Source organism: Streptomyces sp. NPDC046308, assembly GCF_055588065.1.
Window position 1 is genome coordinate 662,535 of the sequence record NZ_JBVJFB010000002.1, and the last position, 17,251, is coordinate 679,785.

The window sequence follows — 17,251 nt, forward strand, 5'->3', positions numbered from 1 at the left end:
GCGCCGTGTCCGCGGACACGACAAGGCGCCGGGGGTCGCCGCACGGCCGAGGTGAATCGGCGGTGCGGACCCCCGGCGCCCGGGAAGTCCGGCGGTCCCGACCCCGTGGGGGCCGGACCTGCTCAGGCCTGCTTCTGCGGCCTGTCCGACTTGTCGAGGACCATCACGAGACCCGCGATGACCAGGAACAGCACGATCGGCAGGGCCACGTACAGGCCGAGCGTCTCGCCAATGCTCAGGCCCGGGCCCGGGTCGTCGCCGTCGTCGCGGGTCAGCGCGAGGGCGGGAGACGTCATCAGCAGCATCATCAGCGTCGTTCCGGCCGTGACGGCGCCGGCGCGCAGAGCGTTCTTCTTGTCCACGGTGCAAACGTAGCGAACACCTAAACGGGGCGCTCGCCCGGGGGTGCCGTACGAGGTCGCACGCCCTGCGCCAGCGCCCCCAGCAGGGCGTTCGCCCGCGGCGAGGCGACCAGTTCCTCCAGCGTCAGGGGCCTGCCCCCGGCATCGGCGAGCGGCAGCCGCCAATTGGGGTACTGGTCCCAGGTGCCGGGCAGGTTCTGCGGCCGCCGGTCCCCCACCGCGTCCGGCAGCCAGACACCGACCAGCCGTGCCGGGGTCCGCAGCAGGAACTCGTACAGGGCCCGTACGGCGGCCTCCTCGCCCTTGGTCTCCAGGCCGAGCCCGTCCAGCAGCTCCAGCCACTGCGCGGTGTCGGCGGCGTCCTCGGCCCGTTCCTGCGCGGCCGGGCGGGTCAGCAGGCCGAGCCGGTCGCGCAGCTCCACGTGGGCCCCGGCGAGTTTGGCGGCCGTGGGCGGCAGGTCGTGGGTGGTGGCGGTGGCCAGGCAGTCGGCCCGCCACGCCTGCGGCGGGAGCGGGCTCCCGGTGCCGGCCCAGTCCCGCTCGAACCAGAGCACCGAGGTGCCGAGGACCCCGCGCCGGGCCAGTTCCCGGCGCACCCGCGGCTCCACCGTCCCGAGGTCCTCGCCGATGACCAGGGCGCCGGCCCGGTGGGCCTCCAGGACCAGGATCGCCAGCATGGCCTCGCCGTCGTAGCCCACGTACGTGCCCTCGGCGGGCGGGGTGCCCTCCGGGATCCACCACAGCCGGAACAGGCCCATCACGTGGTCGATCCGCAGCGCGCCCGCGTAGCTGAACACCCCGCGCAGCAGGGACCGGAAGGGGGCGTAGGCGGTGGCGGCCAGCACGTCGGGGCGCCACGGCGGCAGCCCCCAGTCCTGGCCGCGCGCGTTGAAGGCGTCCGGCGGCGCCCCGACCGAGATGTGCCGCGCGTAGCAGGGCGACCCGAAGACGTCGGAACCCTGCGGGTGCACCCCGACGGCGAGGTCGTGGACGATGCCGACCGTCATGCCGGCCTCGCGGGCGGCCCGCTGGGCGGCGGCGAGCTGGCCGTCCGTCAGCCAGACCAGCCAGCGGTGGAAGTCGGCCCGCTCCTTCGGTTCCTCCCCCGCGTGTTCGGCGCACCAGGCGGCGTGCACGTCCAGCGGTGCGCCCTGCTCGGCGCAGAACGCCCGGTAGGCCGCCTCGCGCCCCGGTGTGCGCGGGACGGCGTACAGCAGCTCCAGGGCCTGCCGCTTGAGGTCCCAGACGGCGTCCCGGTCAATGAGCGCGCCCTTCTCCAGCACGTCGTGGCGCAGCCGCGCGCCCTGCCCGGCGAGCGCGGCCAGGGCCGCGCGGTCGGGGCAGTCGGCGTACTCGGGGACGTCCTCGATCCGCAGGTGCACCGGGTCCGGGAAGCGGCGGGAGGAGGGCCGGTACGGGGAGGGGTCGGTCGGGGTGCCGGGTACGGCCGCGTGCAGCGGGTTGACCTGGATGAAGCCGGCTCCGTGGGTGCGGCCGGCCCAGCGGGCGAGCGCGGCGAGGTCGCCGAGGTCGCCCATGCCCCAGGAGTGCTCGGAGAGCAGGGAGTAGAGCTGGACCAGCAGCCCGTGGGCCCGCTCGGGCGCGGCGGGGGCCCGCTCCGGGGCCACGACCAGGGTGGCCTCGGCGATCCGCCCGTCGGAGGCCCGGGCGGAGAGCCGGTGGACGCCCAGGGGCAGTCCGGGGCCCCACACGAGTTCCTCCCCCGTCTCCTCGGCCACCACGCGGACCCGGGTGCCCGGTGGGAGGGCGGCCGGCCGCGCCGGCACGGGCTCCCCCTGCCAGAGCACCACCGTCGGCGGCAGGAGCCGCGCGGCCGTCTCCCGTGACTCCTCCTCGGCGGCCACCCGGATGCTCTCGGCGTCGTCCGTGACCACCCCGAGCAGGCCGAGGACGGTCTTCACGGTGGTCTCCGGCACCTGGACGGTGACGTTCGCGGCGGGCTGGTAGGCGGTGGCGATGCCGTACAGGGCAGCGAGCCGGGCCAGGTCGTCCATCGGGCGCTCCTTCGTGCGTGCGGGCATGAGGGCTTGAGGGTGAGTCAGAAGCGTGGTGCAGAAGGGCGGGACGCCGCGGGGGAACACGCCAGCCATACCCACTCGGAGGGACCGCATTCCTGTCATATCCGGGTCAGATCACCCACCCGCATTGACACCCCGGCCGCACGAATGGTGGGCTCGGGCTCATTCGTACGAGTGGGGGACGTCTCGGGACGAGGAGGCTCGGTGCAGCTCAGGGGCAGGAAACGGTCGACGGCCGCCGCCATCGCGGTGATCGGGTCGCTGCTCGGCGGCGCCGTGGCCGCCGCGCCGCCCGGCACCCTGACGGCGCCCTCCGTCCCGGACGCGCCGACCCCCGCACCGGGCGGCGGCGCCGCCGCCGCAGGCGCCGCGGCCGGTGCGGGCGGCGCCGTCGGCCCCGTACTCGACCCCGGCGCCGACACCCCCCGGACCGCCTCCGAGGGGCCCGCCGTGTGGCCCCGGCCGCAGTCGATGACCGCCGATCCCGGGCGCGAGGTGCCGCTGGGCACGGAGGCCGTACTGGTGGCGCCGGCCGACACGGACCCGTACGCGCTCCAAGTGGTGCGCGAGGCCCTGCGCAAGGCGGGCGTGAAGACCCTGCACGAGCCCGCCCCGGGGGCGCCGGTGCCCGAGCGGGGCACCGTCGTGCGGCTCGACGACGCGGGCGCCGAGCAGGCGCTGCGGGCCCTGGGCGCGGCCGCCGCGAAGGACCTGCCGGACGGGGGCTACCGGCTGGCCGTGGGGCGGCCCGGCGGCCGGGACACGGTCGCGCTCGCCGGCGTGGGGGACTCGGGGCTGTTCCACGCGGCGCAGACGCTGCGCCAGCTGCTCGCGGCGGGCGGCGGGAAGGTGCCCGGGGTACTGGTGCGGGACTGGCCGATCGCGCCGGTGCGCGGGATCACCGAGGGCTTCTACGGGCAGCCGTGGACCAACGAACAGCGTCTCGCGCAAGTGGACTTCATGGGCCGCACCAAGCAGAACCGGCTGCTGCTCGCGCCCGGGGACGACCAGTACCGGACGACGGGCTGGCGCACCGACTACCCGCAGGCGCAGCAGCAGGAGTTCCGCGCGCTGGCCGAACGGGCCCGCGCCAACCGGGTGGTCCTGGCCTGGGCGGTCACCCCCGGCCAGTCGATGTGCCTGTCCTCGGCCGCCGACCGGGCGGCGCTCGCGCGCAAGCTGGACTCGATGTGGGACCTCGGCTTCCGTGCCTTCCAGGTGCAGTTCCAGGACGTCAGCTACTCGGAATGGGGCTGCCGCGCGGACCGGGAGCGGTACGGGAAGGGCCCGGCGGCGGCCGCGAAGGCGCACGCGGAGGTCGCGAACGAGCTGGCCGCGCACCTGGCCGCCCGGTATCCGGGCGCGCCCGCCCTGTCGCTGCTGCCGACGGAGTACTACCAGGAGGGCTCCACCTCCTACCGGACGGCCCTGGCGGGCGCGCTGGACAAGCGGGTGGAGGTGGCCTGGACGGGCGTCGGTGTGGTGCCGCGCACGATCACGGGCCGGGAACTGGCCGGGGCGCGCTCCGCCATGGGGCAGCAGCCCCTGATCACCATGGACAACTACCCGGTCAACGACTGGGATCCGGGCCGCGTCTTCCTCGGCCCGTACGCGGGCCGCGATCCCGCGGTGGCGGGCGGCTCGGCGGCGCTGCTGGCCAACGCGATGCAGCAGCCGATCCTGTCGCGGATCCCGCTGTTCACGGCGGCGGACTTCGCCTGGAACCCGCGCGGCTACCGGGCCGGGGAGTCCTGGCAGGCGGCGGTGCGCGATCTCGCGGGCTCCGACCCGCGCGAGCGCGCGGCGGTGGCGGCCCTCGCCGGGAACACCGCGTCGTCGGGGCTGAAGCAGGAGGAGTCGGCGTATCTGAAGCCGCTGGTCGAGCAGTTCTGGAAGGCCCGCGCCGCGGGTGATCCGGCGGCCGGGGCGGAGCTGCGCAAGGCGTTCACGGTCCTGCGCGAGGCCCCCGGCCGACTGCCGGTCCTGTCGGACGAGGCGGGGCCCTGGCTGGAGCGGCTGGCCCGCTACGGAACGGCCGGCGAACTGGCCGTGGACGTCCTCCAGGCGCAGGCCCGCGGGGACGGGGCCGCCGCCTGGCAGGCCTCCCGCGCCCTGGCCGAGGCGCGCGAGGCACTGGCGCAACCGGGGACCGCCCGGGTGGACGAGGCCGTCCTGGAGCCCTTCCTGAAGAAGGCGGCGGCGGAGGCGGACGCCTGGACCGGAGCCGCCCGCACCACGGGCACGGTGACGAAGGAACCGGAGTCCTGGACGGTCCGGCTGGACGCCGCGCGCCCCTTGTCGGCGGTGACGGTGATGACGGAGCCGTTCCCGGCGGGGGCGCGGGGCGCGGCGGTGGAGGCGCACGTACCGGGCGAGGGCTGGCGCAAGATCGCCGACGCCTCGGCCTCGGGCTGGACCCAGGTGGACACGGCCGGGCTGACCGCGGACGCGGTACGGCTGTCCTGGGCCGGAACGGGCACCGCGCCCACGGTCCACCGGGTGGTGCCGTGGTTCGGGGACGGCCCGCGGGCCCGCTTCGAGCTGGCGGACGGGGCCGCGACCGACGCCGAGATCGGCGGCGCCCCCGGACGGGTGTCGGCGCAGCTGTCCGCGCCGGGCCCCGCCGAGGTCCGCGGACCGCTGTCGGCGCGGCCGCCGGCGGGCATCGAGGTCCGCCTGCCGGCGGTCGCGGTGGTGCCGCGCGGCGGGCAGGTGTCGATCCCGCTGGAGGTCGTGGTGGCGCCGGGCACCGCGCCCGGCAGCTACGCGATCCCGGTGACCTTCGACGGCGAGACCCGCACCCTGACGGTGCGGGCCGTGCCCCGCACCGGCGGCCCGGACCTGCTGCGCGCCGCGCGGGCCACCTCCTCGGCGGACGAGACCCGCGCCTTCCCGGCCTCGGCGGCCGTGGACGGCTCCGCGACCACCCGCTGGTCCTCACCGCCGGTGGACGGGGCGTGGTGGCAGGCGCAGCTGCCCGCCGCGGCCCGGATCGGCCGGCTGGAGCTGCACTGGCAGGACGCGTACCCGTCCGCCTACCGGGTGGAGACCTCCGCGGACGGGGTCACGTGGCGCCCGGCGGCCACGGTCGCGGCCTCCGCGGGCGGCCGCGAGTCCCTGCGCCTGGACGCGCCCGACACCCGCTACCTCCGCATCACGTGCGACCGCCGCGCCACCCGCTACGGCTGCTCCCTGTGGTCGGCGGAGGCCTACGCCGTCACGCCGTAGGGTGCGGCGCGCCGTTGCGGGGGCCGGCCCCGAACCCCCGCGCATCGACCGCCGCGGGGCCGGATGGGGCCGGCCTCAGCCGTATGCACTTCCCGGCGGGGCCGAAAGATCCGGCCCCGCCGGCGTCTGAGGCGCGGGGTACGGGGCGCAGCCCCGGCAGGGGGCCGGCTACGACGCCGCGACCCCGATGCGCTCCAGCGCGTCCTCGGCCCCGTACGGCTGGAGGTACGGCATCCAGCGGGGATCCCTGTGCCCCGTCCCGATGATCCGCCACGCCAGTCCGGACGGCGGCGCCGGCTGGTGGCGCAGGCGCCAGCCGAGTTCCAGCAGGTGCCGGTCCGCCTTGACGTGGTTGCAGCGCCGGCACGCGGCGACGACGTTGTCCCATGCGTGCTGCCCGCCCCGGCTGCGCGGGATGACGTGGTCGACGCTGGTGGCGACGGCCCCGCAGTACATGCAGCGGCCGCCGTCCCGCGCGAACAGGGCGCGCCGGGTGAGTGGAACGGGCCCCCGGTAGGGGACCCGCACGAAGCGCTTGAGCCGTACCACGCTGGGAGCGGGGACGACCCTCGTCGCGCTGTGCAGATAGGCGCCGGATTCCTCCAGGGAGACCGCTTTGTTCTCCAGGACGAGGACGAGCGCGCGGCGGAGCGGTACGACGCCGAGGGGCTCGTACGACGCGTTGAGGACCAGGACGTGCGGCACGGACTGCCTCCTTGTACGTCGGCGGCGCGTGGCTCGCGCCGGGACGATCTGCTCTCCAGTCTCTCCTTACGGCTGGTCGAAGCGCCACCACGCGCCCGTAACGGGTCCGAGGTGTTTTCAACCACAGTCAGTCATCCCCAGGTGAGTCTGGTCTCTCCCTCGAACACGGCACCAAGGTGAAGGGATTGCCCCGTTAGTGTGGTTGGTCTGCCCCTACAACCCGTTCCGCGGGCAGACCGCTACACCTGGAGGTTCCCGTCGTGCCCTGGCCCGCCGCTCTGCTGCCGTTGGCAGCCGACGTTCCGGACACCCCCGCCTCGGTCAAGGAGGCGCAGGCCAGCGTCACCGAGGCCGCGAGCTTCATCGAGCAGAACTGGGCCACCTGGCTGAGCATCGGCCTGCGGATCCTGCTGATCGTGGTGATCGCCGCGGTCATACGCTCGGCGGTCCGCAAGGCACTGACCAAGCTCATCAAGCGGATGAACACCAGCGCGGAGGCGGTCGAGGGCACCGCGCTCGGCGGGCTGCTGGTCAATGCGGAGCGGCGGCGCCAGCGTTCGGAGGCGATCGGCTCGGTCCTGCGTTCGGTGGCCTCGTTCCTGATCCTCGGCACGGCCGCGCTGATGGTCTTGGCCGCGCTGAAGATCGATCTGGCCCCGCTCCTGGCGAGTGCCGGTGTGGCGGGTGTGGCCATCGGTTTCGGCGCCCGGAACCTGGTCACGGACTTCCTGTCCGGCGTCTTCATGATCATGGAGGACCAGTACGGCGTCGGGGACAAGATCGACGCGGGCGTCGCCTCGGGCGAGGTCATCGAGGTCGGGCTGCGCGTGACCAAGCTGCGCGGCGACAACGGCGAGATCTGGTACGTGCGCAACGGCGAGATCAAGCGGATCGGCAACCTCAGCCAGGGCTGGGCGACCGCGGGCGTGGCCGTCCAGGTCAAGCCCTCGGAGAGCCTGTCGCGGATCCGCGAGGTGGTCCAGCAGGTCGCCGACACCCTGGCGAAGGAGTCCCCGTGGGACGAGCGCCTGTGGGGTCCGGTGGAGGTCCTGGGTCTGGACGAGGTGCTGCTCGCCTCGATGACCGTGAAGGTGTCGGCGAAGACCATGCCGGGCCAGCAGTTCGCCGTGGAGCGGGAGCTGCGCTGGCGGATCAAGGAGGCCTTCGACGCCGCGGGCATCCGGATCATCGGCGGCCTGCCGGCCGGGGACGAGGAGGACGAGGCCCCGGCGGACCCGTCGGCCTCCGTCGCCGCGCCGTCCGCACTGGCGAACCCGGCCTCCCCGCAGTCGCTGGCCACGGCCCCGATACCGCCGCCGGCCGGCCCGCGGATCACCAAGTAGCCGCTCCGCCGCCGTTCCGTCCCCGCTGCCCCGCACGTCATTCGCGAATGACCTGCGGGGCAGCGGCATTGACACGGGTCAAACGGTGATAGGAAACTTACCTAACAGATTACCTCGGTGAGGGAGAGACCGCTCCATGCCCGCCTCCACGCCCGGAACGCCCAGCCTGTTGCGCGCCATGAACGACCGGGCCGCGCTCGAACTCCTGCTGACGCACGGCCCGCTCTCCCGGACCCGCATCGGGCACCTGACCGGACTGTCCAAACCCACCGCCTCCCAGCTGCTGGCCCGCCTGGAGGCCGCCGGGCTCGTCCTGGCCACCGGCACCGACGGCGGCCGCCCCGGTCCCAGCGCCCAGCTGTACTCGCTCAACCCCCGGGCCGCGTACGTCGGCGGACTCGACGTCACCCCGGGGCGCGTGCTGGCGGCCGTCGCCGACCTCACCGGCACGGTGATCGCCTCCCACGAGGTTCCGTACACCGAGGGCGCCCAGGCCGTGCACCAGGTGACCGAGGCCCTCGGCGGGGCCGTCAAGGCCGCCGGTCTGCACCGCTCCGACCTGCACCGGGTGGTCATCGCCACCCCGGGCGCCTTCGACCCGCAGAGCGGCCGGCTGCGCTACGCCAGCCACCTGCCCGGCTGGCACTCCCCCACCCTGCTCGAGGACCTGGCGGCGGCCCTGCCGATGCCCGTGGAGTACGAGAACGACGTCAACCTCGCCGCCGTCGCCGAGCAGCGCCTCGGCGCGGCCCGCGGCCACGAGGACTTCGTCCTGCTCTGGAACGAGGAGGGTCTCGGCGCCGCCCTGGTGCTCGGCGGCCGGCTGCACCGCGGCTGGACCGGCGGCGCGGGCGAGGTGGGCTTCCTGCCCGTACCCGGCCGCCCCCTGGTCCGGCAGGTCACCCGCGCCAACTCCGGCGGCTACCAGGAGCTGGCCGGCGTCGAGGGACTGCCCCGGCTCGCCGCGGAACTGGGCATGGCGGTCGCGCCCGGTCCCGCCTCCGGCACCCCGGACACCCCGCACGGCCCGGACACCCCGCACAGCCCGGAGGTCGCCGCCGCCGTCGCCCTGCTCGGGCAGGCCGCGGCCGCGCCCGAGGGCGCGCACCTGAGCTTCCTCCAGTCGTACGCCACCGCCCTCGCCACCGGTCTTGCCTCCCTCGTCGCCGTGCTGGACCCGGAGATCGTGGTCCTGTCCGGGGCCGCGATCAGCGCGGGCGGCGAACCGCTGCGCGCGCTGCTGGAGGCCGAGCTCGCCGAACTGGCTCCCTCCCGGCCCCGGCTGGTCCCCGGCGAGGTACGGGAACGGCCGGTCCTGCACGGCGCGCTGGAGAGCGCGCTGGCCGCCACCCGGGACGAAGTGTTCGACACCACCCGCTGACCCGCCCCGCCCGTCCCACCCCCTCCCCCCACCGGAAGTTTCGTCTCCCGCAGAGAGCGAGCCCCGCCATGCCCGGAACCGGACGCCTGACCACCGCAGCAGCCCTCCTCGTCGCGATATCCGCACTCGCCACGGCCTGTACCGGCCAGGGCGCCGACACCGCCTCCGACGACCCGAAGGCGGACGTCACCCTCACCTTCTGGCACGGCTGGTCCGCACCGAGCGAGACCAAGGCCATCGAGGACAACATCGCCCGCTTCGAGCAGACGCACCCGAACATCAAGGTCAAGGTCACCGGCAACATGACCGACGACAAGATCAACCAGGCCCTGCGGGCGGGCGGGGACAAGGCCCCCGACGTGGTGTCGTCCTTCACCACCGACAGCGTCGGCAAGTTCTGCAACTCCCGCGCCTTCGCCGACCTCAACCCCTTCCTGCGGGGGTCCGGGGTCGACAAGACGAGGGTCTTCCCCAAGACCCTGCTGGAGTACACCCAGTTCGACGGCAACCAGTGCACGCTGCCCCTGCTGCACGACGCGTACGGCCTCGTCTACAACAAGACCGCCTTCGCGGCCGCCGGGATCACCGAACCCCCGAGGACGTGGAGCCAGTTCACCGAGGTCGCGCAGAAGCTCACCAAGCCCAAGGGGGACTCGTACGAGCAGGTCGGTCTGATGCCCACCTTCCACGGCTACGAGACCACCCCCATGCGGCTCGCCGCGCAGTGGAGCCCCGCCTACTTCGGCGCGGACGGCAAGTCGGCCCTGGCCAAGGACCCCGGCTTCGCCAGGATGCTGACCGCGCAGAAGGACCTGGTGGACAAGCTCGGGGGCTACGAGAAGCTGGAACGGTTCCGCAGCACCTTCGGCGACGAGTGGAGCGCCGAGCACCCCTTCCACACCGGCCAGGTGGCCATGCAGATCGACGGCGAATGGCGGGCCCCGATGGCCAAGGAGGCCGGGGTCGCGTTCGAGATCGGCACCGCGCCGCTGCCCGTACCCGACGAGCAGGCCGCCGACTACGGCAAGGGCTACCTCTCCGGCACGATCATGGGCATCGCCTCCGGCAGCAGGAAGCAGAACGCCGCCTGGGAGCTGGTCAAGTACATGACCACCGACACCGAGGCGGTCGTGGCCTTCGCCAACGCCATCCACAACGTGCCGTCCACCCTCGCCGCCCTGGAGTCGCCGGACCTCCAGGTGACGCCGGAGTTCAAGACCTTCCTCGACATCGCCCGGCACCCGAAGTCCGGCACCACCCCCGCCCAGGCGGACGGCGGCACCTACCAGCTGACCTTCCAGGACTTCGCGTACGCGGTCGAGAAGGGCGACGTCACCGACATCCCGGCCGGCCTCGCCAAGGCCGACCAGCAGATCGACACGGACATCGCGAAGGCGAAGTAGCCCCGCATGAACCGGACGACCCACCCCACCCTGCGGTCGAAGCGCCGCCGCTCCGCCCTGCGGACCGCGGCCTTCATGTCCCCCTGGCTCATCGGGTTCGCGGTCTTCTTCGCCTACCCCCTGCTGTCCACCCTGTACTTCTCCTTCACCCGGTACGACGGCTTCCGCCCGCCCGCACCCAACGGCACGGACAACTGGAGCTACGTCTTCACCGACTATCCGCTGTTCTGGCCGGCGATGCGCAACACCCTGTGGCTCGTGGTGGTGATGGTGACCTGCCGGGTCGTCTTCGGCCTCGGCGTCGGCCTGCTCGTCACCAAGATCAAGACGGGGGTCGGGATCTTCCGGACCCTGTTCTACCTGCCCTACCTGGCCCCGCCCGTCGCCGCGACCCTGGCCTTCGTCTTCCTGCTCAACCCCGGCACCGGCCCCGTCAACACCCTGCTCGACGCCGTGGGGCTGCCCACCCCGGGCTGGTTCACCGACGCCGACTGGTCCAAACCCGCGCTCACCGCCCTCGCCCTGTGGGGGGTGGGCGACCTGATGGTCATCTTCATGGCCGCACTGCTCGACGTACCGAAGGAGCAGTACGAGGCCGCCGAGCTCGACGGGGCCGGGGCCTGGGCGCGGTTCCGGCACATCACCCTGCCCAACATCTCGCCGATCATCGCCTTCGCCGTGGTCACCGGCGTCATCCAGGCCATGCAGTACTACGCCCAGCCGCTGGTCGCCGGAAAGGTCGCGGCCGGGGTGATCGGCGGCTCCGGCCAGCAGTTCGAACCGGGCTACCCCGACAAGTCCACCCTCACCCTCCCGCAGCTCGTCTACAACCTGGGGTTCCAGCGCTTCGACTACGGCACGGCGTGTGTCGTCGCGCTCGTCCTGTTCGCCCTCTCCATGACCTTCACCGCGCTCCTGATGCGGCGCCGTGGCGGACTGATCGGAGCCGGCGAGTGAACGCGCACGCGCGCAAGGCCGCACTGCACTGGATCGGCGTCCACGCGCTCGGCGTGGCCGCGGCCCTCTTCTTCGTCCTCCCCTTCGTCTTCATCCTGCTCACCTCCCTGATGGGCGACCGCCAGGCACTCACCCGCGACCTGTGGCCCGACACCTGGGAATGGGACAACTACGCCACGGTGTGGCACACGCCCGGCTTCCTGACCTGGTGGCGCAACACCCTCCTGTACGCCGGACTCGGCACCCTGTTGACCGTGGTCTCCTCCGTGCCCGTCGCCTACGCCCTCGCCAAGTTCCGCTTCCGCTGGCGGCGGCTCTCGCTGCTGCTCGTGATCGCCATGATGATGCTGCCGCCGCAGGTGGTCGTCATCCCCATGTACCTCTTCTGGGCGAAGCAGCTCGACCTGTCCGGCACCCTGTGGCCCCTGATCGTCCCCATGGCCTTCGGCGACGCCTTCTCCATCTTCCTGCTCCGCCAGTTCCTGCTGACCATCCCCGACGAGTACCTGGACGCGGCCCGCGTCGACGGCTGCGGAGAGGTCCGCACCCTGCTGCGCGTGGTGCTGCCGATGGCCAGGCCCGGCATCGCCGCCGTCGCGCTCTTCCAGTTCTTCTGCGCCTGGAACGACTACTTCGGCCCGCAGATCTACGCCTCCGACAACCCGGCCGCCTGGACCCTCAGTTACGGACTGGAGTCCTTCAAGGGCGCGCACCACACCAACTGGAACCTGACCATGGCAGCGACCGTGCTGGTCATGGCCCCGGTGATCGTCCTCTTCTTCTTCGCCCAGAAGGCGTTCGTCGAGGGAGTCACCCTGACCGGCGTGAAAGGCTGACGACGATGAAACTCGCAGTGGTGGGCGGCGGTTCCACCTACACCCCCGAACTGATCGACGGCTTCGCTCGGCTGCGCGACACCCTGCCGGTCACCGAACTCGTCCTGATCGACCCGGCCACCGACCGCCTCGAACTCATCGGCGGCCTCGCCCGGCGGATCCTCGCCCGGCAGGGACACCCGGGCCGGGTCACCACCACCGCCGACCTCGACGCGGGAGTCGACGGCGCCGACGCCGTCCTGCTCCAGCTGCGCGTCGGCGGACAGGCCGCCCGGCTCCAGGACGAGACCTGGCCGCTGGAATGCGGCTGCGTCGGGCAGGAGACCACCGGCGCGGGCGGCCTCGCCAAGGCGCTGCGCACGGTCCCCGTGGTCCTCGACATCGCCGAACGGGTCCGGCGGGCCAACCCGAACGCGTGGATCATCGACTTCACCAACCCGGTCGGGATCGTCACCCGCGCCCTCCTGCAGGCCGGACACAAGGCCGTCGGGCTGTGCAACGTCGCCATCGGCCTCCAGCGCAAGTTCGCGGCCCTGCTGGACCTGGCCCCCGGCGAGATCCACCTGGACCACGTGGGCCTCAACCACCTCACGTGGGAACTGGGCGTGCGCCGCGGCGGCCCGGACGGCGAGGACCTGCTGCCGGGCCTGCTCGCCGCGCACGGGCAGGCGATCGCCGCGGACCTGCGCCTGCCGCGGGCCGTGCTGGACCGGCTCGGCGTCGTGCCCTCGTACTACCTGCGCTACTTCTACGCCCACGACGAGGTCGTACGGGAACTCGGCACGAAGCCCTCCCGGGCCGCCGAGGTCGCCGCGATGGAGCGGGAACTGCTCGCCCTGTACGGGGATCCCGCGCTGGACGAGAAGCCGGCGCTGCTGGCCAAGCGGGGCGGCGCCTTCTACTCGGAGGCCGCCGTGGACCTGGCCGCCTCGCTGCTGGGCGACGGCGGCCCGGCCCTCCAGGTCGTCAACACGTACAACCACGGCACCCTGCCCTTCCTCCCCGACGACGCGGTCGTCGAGGTGCAGGCGCGCGTCGACGCCTCGGGCCCCCGGCCGCTGCCGGCCCCGCGGCTGGACCCGCTCTACGCCGGGCTGGTCTCGCACGTGAGCGCGTACGAGGACCTCGCACTGGACGCGGCGCTGCGCGGCGGGCGCGAACGGGTCTTCAAGGCCCTGCTCGCCCACCCGCTGGTCGGCCGGTACGAGCTGGCCGAGGGACTGACCGACCGCCTGCTCGCGCACAACAAGGAGCACCTGCCATGGGCGTGAACCCCTGTTCCGTCCTGGCGATCGACGCGGGCAACAGCAAGACGGACGTGGCCCTGCTCGGCCCGGACGGCTCGGTGCTGTGCTCCGGGCAGGCCGGCGGCTTCCAGCCGTCCCGTACGGGGGTGGCCGCGGCCGTCGACGTACTGGCCGAGGCGATGGCCGACGCCGGACTGGACCACCGGGAGGGACGCGGCCTCGGGCCCTGCGCCGAACACGTGTCGGCCTGCCTGGCCAACGCGGACTTCCCGCTGGAGGAGCGGGAGCTGGCGCGCGAGATCGGGCGCCGCAACTGGGGGCGCGTGACGCAGGTGCGCAACGACACCTTCGCCCTGCTGCGCGCCGGCCTGCCCGTGGGCGCCGAAGCGCGCGGCGTCGCGGTGGTGTGCGGGGCCGGCATCAACTGCGTCGGGATGACCCCCGACGGGCGGACCGCGCGCTTCCCCGCGATCGGGCGGATCTCCGGCGACTGGGGCGGCGGGGGCGGACTGGCCGAGGAGGCCATGTGGTTCGCGGCCCGGGCCGAGGACGGGCGGGGCGAGCCGACGGAACTGGCCCGGGCGCTGCCCGCGCACCTGGGCGACGACTCGATGGCCGCGCTGATCGAGGCGCTGCACCTGGGCCGGATCCCGGCGGGGTGGCGGCACGAACTGGCCCCGGTGCTGTTCGCGGTGGCCGCCGCCGGGGACCCGGTCGCCCTCTCGCTGGTGCACCGGCAGGCGGACGAGATCGTGGCCATGGCCTCGGTGGCCCTGGACCGCCTGGGCCTGCTGCACGAGGAGGTGCCGGTGGTCCTGGGCGGCAGCGTCCTGGCGGCGCGGCACCCGCAGCTGAACGACCGGGTCACCGAGCGCCTCGCCGAACGCGCCCCGCACGCCCGCGTCCACGTGGTCACGGCCCGACCGGTCCTGGGCGCCGCCCTCCTGGGCCTGGACGCCCTCGGCTCCCCACCCCCCGCCTACGGAAAACTCCGCGCCCATTTCGGCTGAATCCAACCCGGACGGCCGCCGGTCTGGAACCGTGGCGCTCGTGCGGGCGTAATGACGGTGAAGGGGTGGCGCAGGGCGGTCAGGGGGAGGGATCGTCCCGGATGCAGCACCGGGTGCTGTGGTCGGCCGGCACTACGTCCATACTGCTGCGCAGGGGGTGCCTCCCGCCGTTGGCCGGGGGACGACAGGACCGAGGGGGAGGTCACGGTGACGATCACATCACGCGCGCCCGCGCCCGGGGGCGGCGTTGCCGTGCCGCCCGACGGGCCGCCCGGGCGGAGCACCGCCTGGGCCGAGGGCGTGGAGCGGCTGCGCGAGGCGGCGACCACCGAGCCGGGCCGGCTGCGGATCATCGGCGCCGCACTGGCCGCCCTGATCGTGCTGTTCGGCACGGTGAGCGTCTGGGAGATCTCCGAGCGGACCACGGCCGCCGACGACGTGGTGGGCCGCAGCCAGCCGCTGAGCGCGGACGCGGCGAGCATCTACCGTTCCCTGGCCGACGCCGACACGACCTCCTCCAGTGGCTTCCTGCTGGGCGCCCGGGAACCGCGCGAGGTGCGCCAGCGGTACGAGAGGGACATCGCCAACGCCTCCAAGCTGCTGGTGAGCGCGGCCGCCAACACCGGCGGCAACGAGGACTCCCGCGAGCAGATCGCCCTGCTGAGCGAGCAGTTGCCGCGCTACACCGGTCTGGTCGAGCAGGCCCGGGCCACCAACCGGCAGGGGCTGCCGCTGGGCGGCGCCTACCTCCGGTACGCCAACGAGCAGATGACCACCCAGCTGCTGCCCGCCGCGCAGCGGCTGTACGAGGCCGAGACCGGCCGGCTCTACGAGGACTACGACGACGCCCGGTCCTGGCCGCTGGCCTCGCTCGGTGCGGGCCTGCTCGCGGTGGCGGCCCTGGTGTGGGCGCAGCGGCGCAACTACCGGCACACGAACCGGGTCTTCAACCACGGGCTGCTGGCCGCGACGGCCGCGTCGGTGGTGGTGCTGCTGTGGCTGGCCGTGGGACACACGGTGGCGCGTTCCTCGCTGAGTGAAGCGCGGGCGGACGGGCAGGAGTCGATGAAGGTGCTCAACGACGCGCGGATCGCCTCCTTGCAGGCGCGGGCCGGTGAGAACCTGACCCTGATCGCGCGGGGCGCCGTACTGGCGGAGGACAAGAAGTCCGACAAGTACGACGTGGACTTCACGAACAACATGAAGCAGCTGGACGCCGGGCTGGCGACCGCGCTGCGGCTGGCCGACGACGAGGCCGGCCGGAGCCCGGTGAGCCGCGCGGTGGACGGCGTGGCGCAGTGGAAGCAGCGGCACTCGGCGGCCCGGGAGGCGGACTTGAAGGGCGACTACGAAGCCGCGCTGCCCCAGGTCGTCGGGGACGAGAGGCACAAGGAGAGCAGCGGCGCCGCCTTCGACACGGTGGACGCCTCCCTGGACCAGGCCGTGGCGCACGAGCAGCGGGAGTTCACCCGGGCCGCGCGGGACGGGCTCGGCGCGCTGGGCGGTCTGGTGACGGGTGCGGCCGCCCTGGTGGTCATCGGCGCGGCGGCGGCGGTGCTCGGTATCGGGCGCAGGCTTTCGGAGTACAGGTGAACGCGATGCGGATACGAGCGAGGCGGACCGCCGAAGGTCACGAGGGGTACGGGAGCCACCAGGGCCGGGCGGCGCACGAGGGCGCCGGGTCCGCAGGCGGCGCCGGGTCCGGCATGCGGCCGAGGCGGGCCGCGGGCCGGCTGCGCGGCTGGGGCGGTGTGAGCGCGATGGCCGTCGCCTGTGCGGTGACGGCCGCGGTCGTGCTGCTGCCGCTGGCCCACGCGACGCCCGACACCGGCGGGCCGGCGGGCCGGGGGCCTGCCTCGATGGCGGTGGCCCCGGCCGCGCCGTGGTCCCCGACCGACACCTGCCAGGACCCGGAGGCGAGCCTGCGCCCGTCGGACGTGGACGGCGCCGCCATCGCGCGGATCAAGGCGGCGGGCAAGCTCGTGGCCGGTGTCGACCAGAACAGCTTCCGCTGGGGCTACCGCAACCAGACCGCGGAGGGCAGCCGCCTCGACGGCTTCGACATCGACCTGGTCAAGGCCATCGCCCGGGACATCCTGGGCGACGAGAACGCGGTGATCTACCGGGCCATCCCGACGAGTCAGCGCATCCCGGCCCTCCAGGAGGGCCGTGTCGACATCGTCGTGCGGACCATGACCATCAACTGCAAGCGGCTGGAGGACGTGGCCTTCTCGACGGCGTACTTCGAGGCCGGGCAGCAGGTGCTGGCGCCCAGGGGTTCGGCGATCACCGGCTACGACACCTCGCTGAAGGACAAGCGGATCTGCTTCGCGGCGGGTTCCACGGCGGAGGCGGCGCTGAAGTCGCAGTCGTACGGTTCGGTCCCGGTCACCGTGGCCAACCAGCTGGACTGCCTGGTCCGGCTCCAGCTGGGCGAGGTCGACGGCATCATCACGGACAACGCCCTGGCGGCCGGGCAGGCCGCGCAGGACCCCTCGGTGCAGCTGGTGGGCTCGCCCTTCACCCGGGAGTTCTACGGTGTGGCGATGAACAAGGACGCCTCGGACCTGGTCCGCCGGGTCAACAAGGTGCTGGAGAACTACCGCGCGGGCGGCCAGGACAGCCCCTGGATGAAGGCGTACCTCAAGCACCTCCAGCCGGTGCTGCCCGGCGTGTCCGCGCCGCCCGCCCCCAAGTACCGGGACGGCTGAGGCCGGTGGCGGTTTCGGGCACGGGACCG

13 protein-coding genes are annotated in these 17,251 nt (G+C 73.7%); 10 read left to right on the plus strand and 3 right to left on the minus strand.

The features are described from left to right. Positions 1–122: 122 nt before the first annotated feature. Together ACZ6JT_RS10455 and ACZ6JT_RS10460 are read right to left on the minus strand one after the other, a co-directional pair. A complete protein-coding gene (locus tag ACZ6JT_RS10455) occupies positions 123–362 on the minus strand; it encodes a hypothetical protein (protein ID WP_030710771.1) in 240 nt (79 codons plus the stop codon). A gap of 20 nt (positions 363–382) precedes the next feature. Then, positions 383–2,404 carry a 4-alpha-glucanotransferase gene (locus ACZ6JT_RS10460; RefSeq protein WP_469209052.1) on the minus strand — a complete coding sequence of 674 codons (2,022 nt, stop codon included), beginning with the start codon at positions 2,402–2,404 and terminating at the stop codon, positions 383–385. 201 nt (positions 2,405–2,605) lie between these two features. On the opposite strand from ACZ6JT_RS10460, the gene ACZ6JT_RS10465 reads away from it, so the two are divergent. After that, positions 2,606–5,629, plus strand: coding sequence for a beta-N-acetylglucosaminidase domain-containing protein (locus ACZ6JT_RS10465; protein WP_469209053.1), 3,024 nt, complete (start codon positions 2,606–2,608; stop codon positions 5,627–5,629). Between the two features lie 168 nt (positions 5,630–5,797). On the opposite strand, the gene ACZ6JT_RS10470 is transcribed toward ACZ6JT_RS10465, so the two are convergent. Beyond that, positions 5,798–6,334, minus strand: a complete 537-nt coding sequence (locus tag ACZ6JT_RS10470; RefSeq protein ID WP_189737015.1) for an HNH endonuclease — start codon at positions 6,332–6,334, stop codon at positions 5,798–5,800. 260 nt (positions 6,335–6,594) lie between these two features. On the opposite strand from ACZ6JT_RS10470, the gene ACZ6JT_RS10475 reads away from it, so the two are divergent. From ACZ6JT_RS10475 to ACZ6JT_RS10515, 9 genes are all read left to right on the plus strand, one after another. After that, positions 6,595–7,677: a mechanosensitive ion channel family protein gene (locus tag ACZ6JT_RS10475; RefSeq protein WP_469209054.1), complete on the plus strand. Its 1,083-nt coding sequence runs from the start codon at positions 6,595–6,597 to the stop codon at positions 7,675–7,677. 136 nt (positions 7,678–7,813) lie between these two features. Further along, entirely contained in the window at positions 7,814–9,058 is a 1,245-nt protein-coding gene (locus ACZ6JT_RS10480; protein WP_469209055.1) for an ROK family transcriptional regulator, read from the plus strand. 68 nt (positions 9,059–9,126) lie between these two features. Further along, entirely contained in the window at positions 9,127–10,461 is a 1,335-nt protein-coding gene (locus ACZ6JT_RS10485) for an ABC transporter substrate-binding protein (protein ID WP_469209056.1), read from the plus strand. 6 nt (positions 10,462–10,467) lie between these two features. After that, on the plus strand, positions 10,468–11,418 hold the full coding sequence (locus ACZ6JT_RS10490) for a carbohydrate ABC transporter permease (RefSeq protein WP_469209057.1): 951 nt from the start codon (positions 10,468–10,470) through the stop codon (positions 11,416–11,418). Then, positions 11,415–12,254, plus strand: coding sequence for a carbohydrate ABC transporter permease (locus ACZ6JT_RS10495; protein WP_469209058.1), 840 nt, complete (start codon positions 11,415–11,417; stop codon positions 12,252–12,254). Before ACZ6JT_RS10490 ends, ACZ6JT_RS10495 begins: the two co-directional genes overlap by 4 nt. Positions 12,255–12,259: 5 nt before the next feature. Then, positions 12,260–13,525 carry a 6-phospho-beta-glucosidase gene (locus tag ACZ6JT_RS10500; protein ID WP_469209059.1) on the plus strand — a complete coding sequence of 422 codons (1,266 nt, stop codon included), beginning with the start codon at positions 12,260–12,262 and terminating at the stop codon, positions 13,523–13,525. Further along, complete coding sequence (locus ACZ6JT_RS10505; protein ID WP_469209060.1) at positions 13,516–14,511, plus strand: N-acetylglucosamine kinase; 996 nt, start codon at positions 13,516–13,518, stop codon at positions 14,509–14,511. The genes ACZ6JT_RS10500 and ACZ6JT_RS10505 overlap by 10 nt, the downstream gene beginning before the upstream one ends. A 207-nt stretch (positions 14,512–14,718) precedes the next feature. After that, complete coding sequence (locus ACZ6JT_RS10510) at positions 14,719–16,104, plus strand: hypothetical protein (protein WP_469209061.1); 1,386 nt, start codon at positions 14,719–14,721, stop codon at positions 16,102–16,104. Between the two features lie 113 nt (positions 16,105–16,217). Then, positions 16,218–17,222 carry a glutamate ABC transporter substrate-binding protein gene (locus ACZ6JT_RS10515; protein WP_469209622.1) on the plus strand — a complete coding sequence of 335 codons (1,005 nt, stop codon included), beginning with the start codon at positions 16,218–16,220 and terminating at the stop codon, positions 17,220–17,222. Positions 17,223–17,251: the final 29 nt, after the last annotated feature.

What these genes read in the sequence shown, in the direction of transcription:
- ACZ6JT_RS10515 (WP_469209622.1), top strand. Translation starts at nt 16,218, where the DNA reads ATGCGGCCGAGGCGGGCCGCGGGCCGGCTGCGCGGCTGGGGCGGTGTG.
- ACZ6JT_RS10485 (WP_469209056.1), top strand. Translation starts at nt 9,127, where the DNA reads ATGCCCGGAACCGGACGCCTGACCACCGCAGCAGCCCTCCTCGTCGCG.
- ACZ6JT_RS10500 (WP_469209059.1), top strand. Translation starts at nt 12,260, where the DNA reads ATGAAACTCGCAGTGGTGGGCGGCGGTTCCACCTACACCCCCGAACTG.
- ACZ6JT_RS10505 (WP_469209060.1), top strand. Translation starts at nt 13,516, where the DNA reads ATGGGCGTGAACCCCTGTTCCGTCCTGGCGATCGACGCGGGCAACAGC.
- ACZ6JT_RS10480 (WP_469209055.1), top strand. Translation starts at nt 7,814, where the DNA reads ATGCCCGCCTCCACGCCCGGAACGCCCAGCCTGTTGCGCGCCATGAAC.
- ACZ6JT_RS10490 (WP_469209057.1), top strand. Translation starts at nt 10,468, where the DNA reads ATGAACCGGACGACCCACCCCACCCTGCGGTCGAAGCGCCGCCGCTCC.
- ACZ6JT_RS10460 (WP_469209052.1), bottom strand. Translation starts at nt 2,404, where the DNA reads ATGCCCGCACGCACGAAGGAGCGCCCGATGGACGACCTGGCCCGGCTC.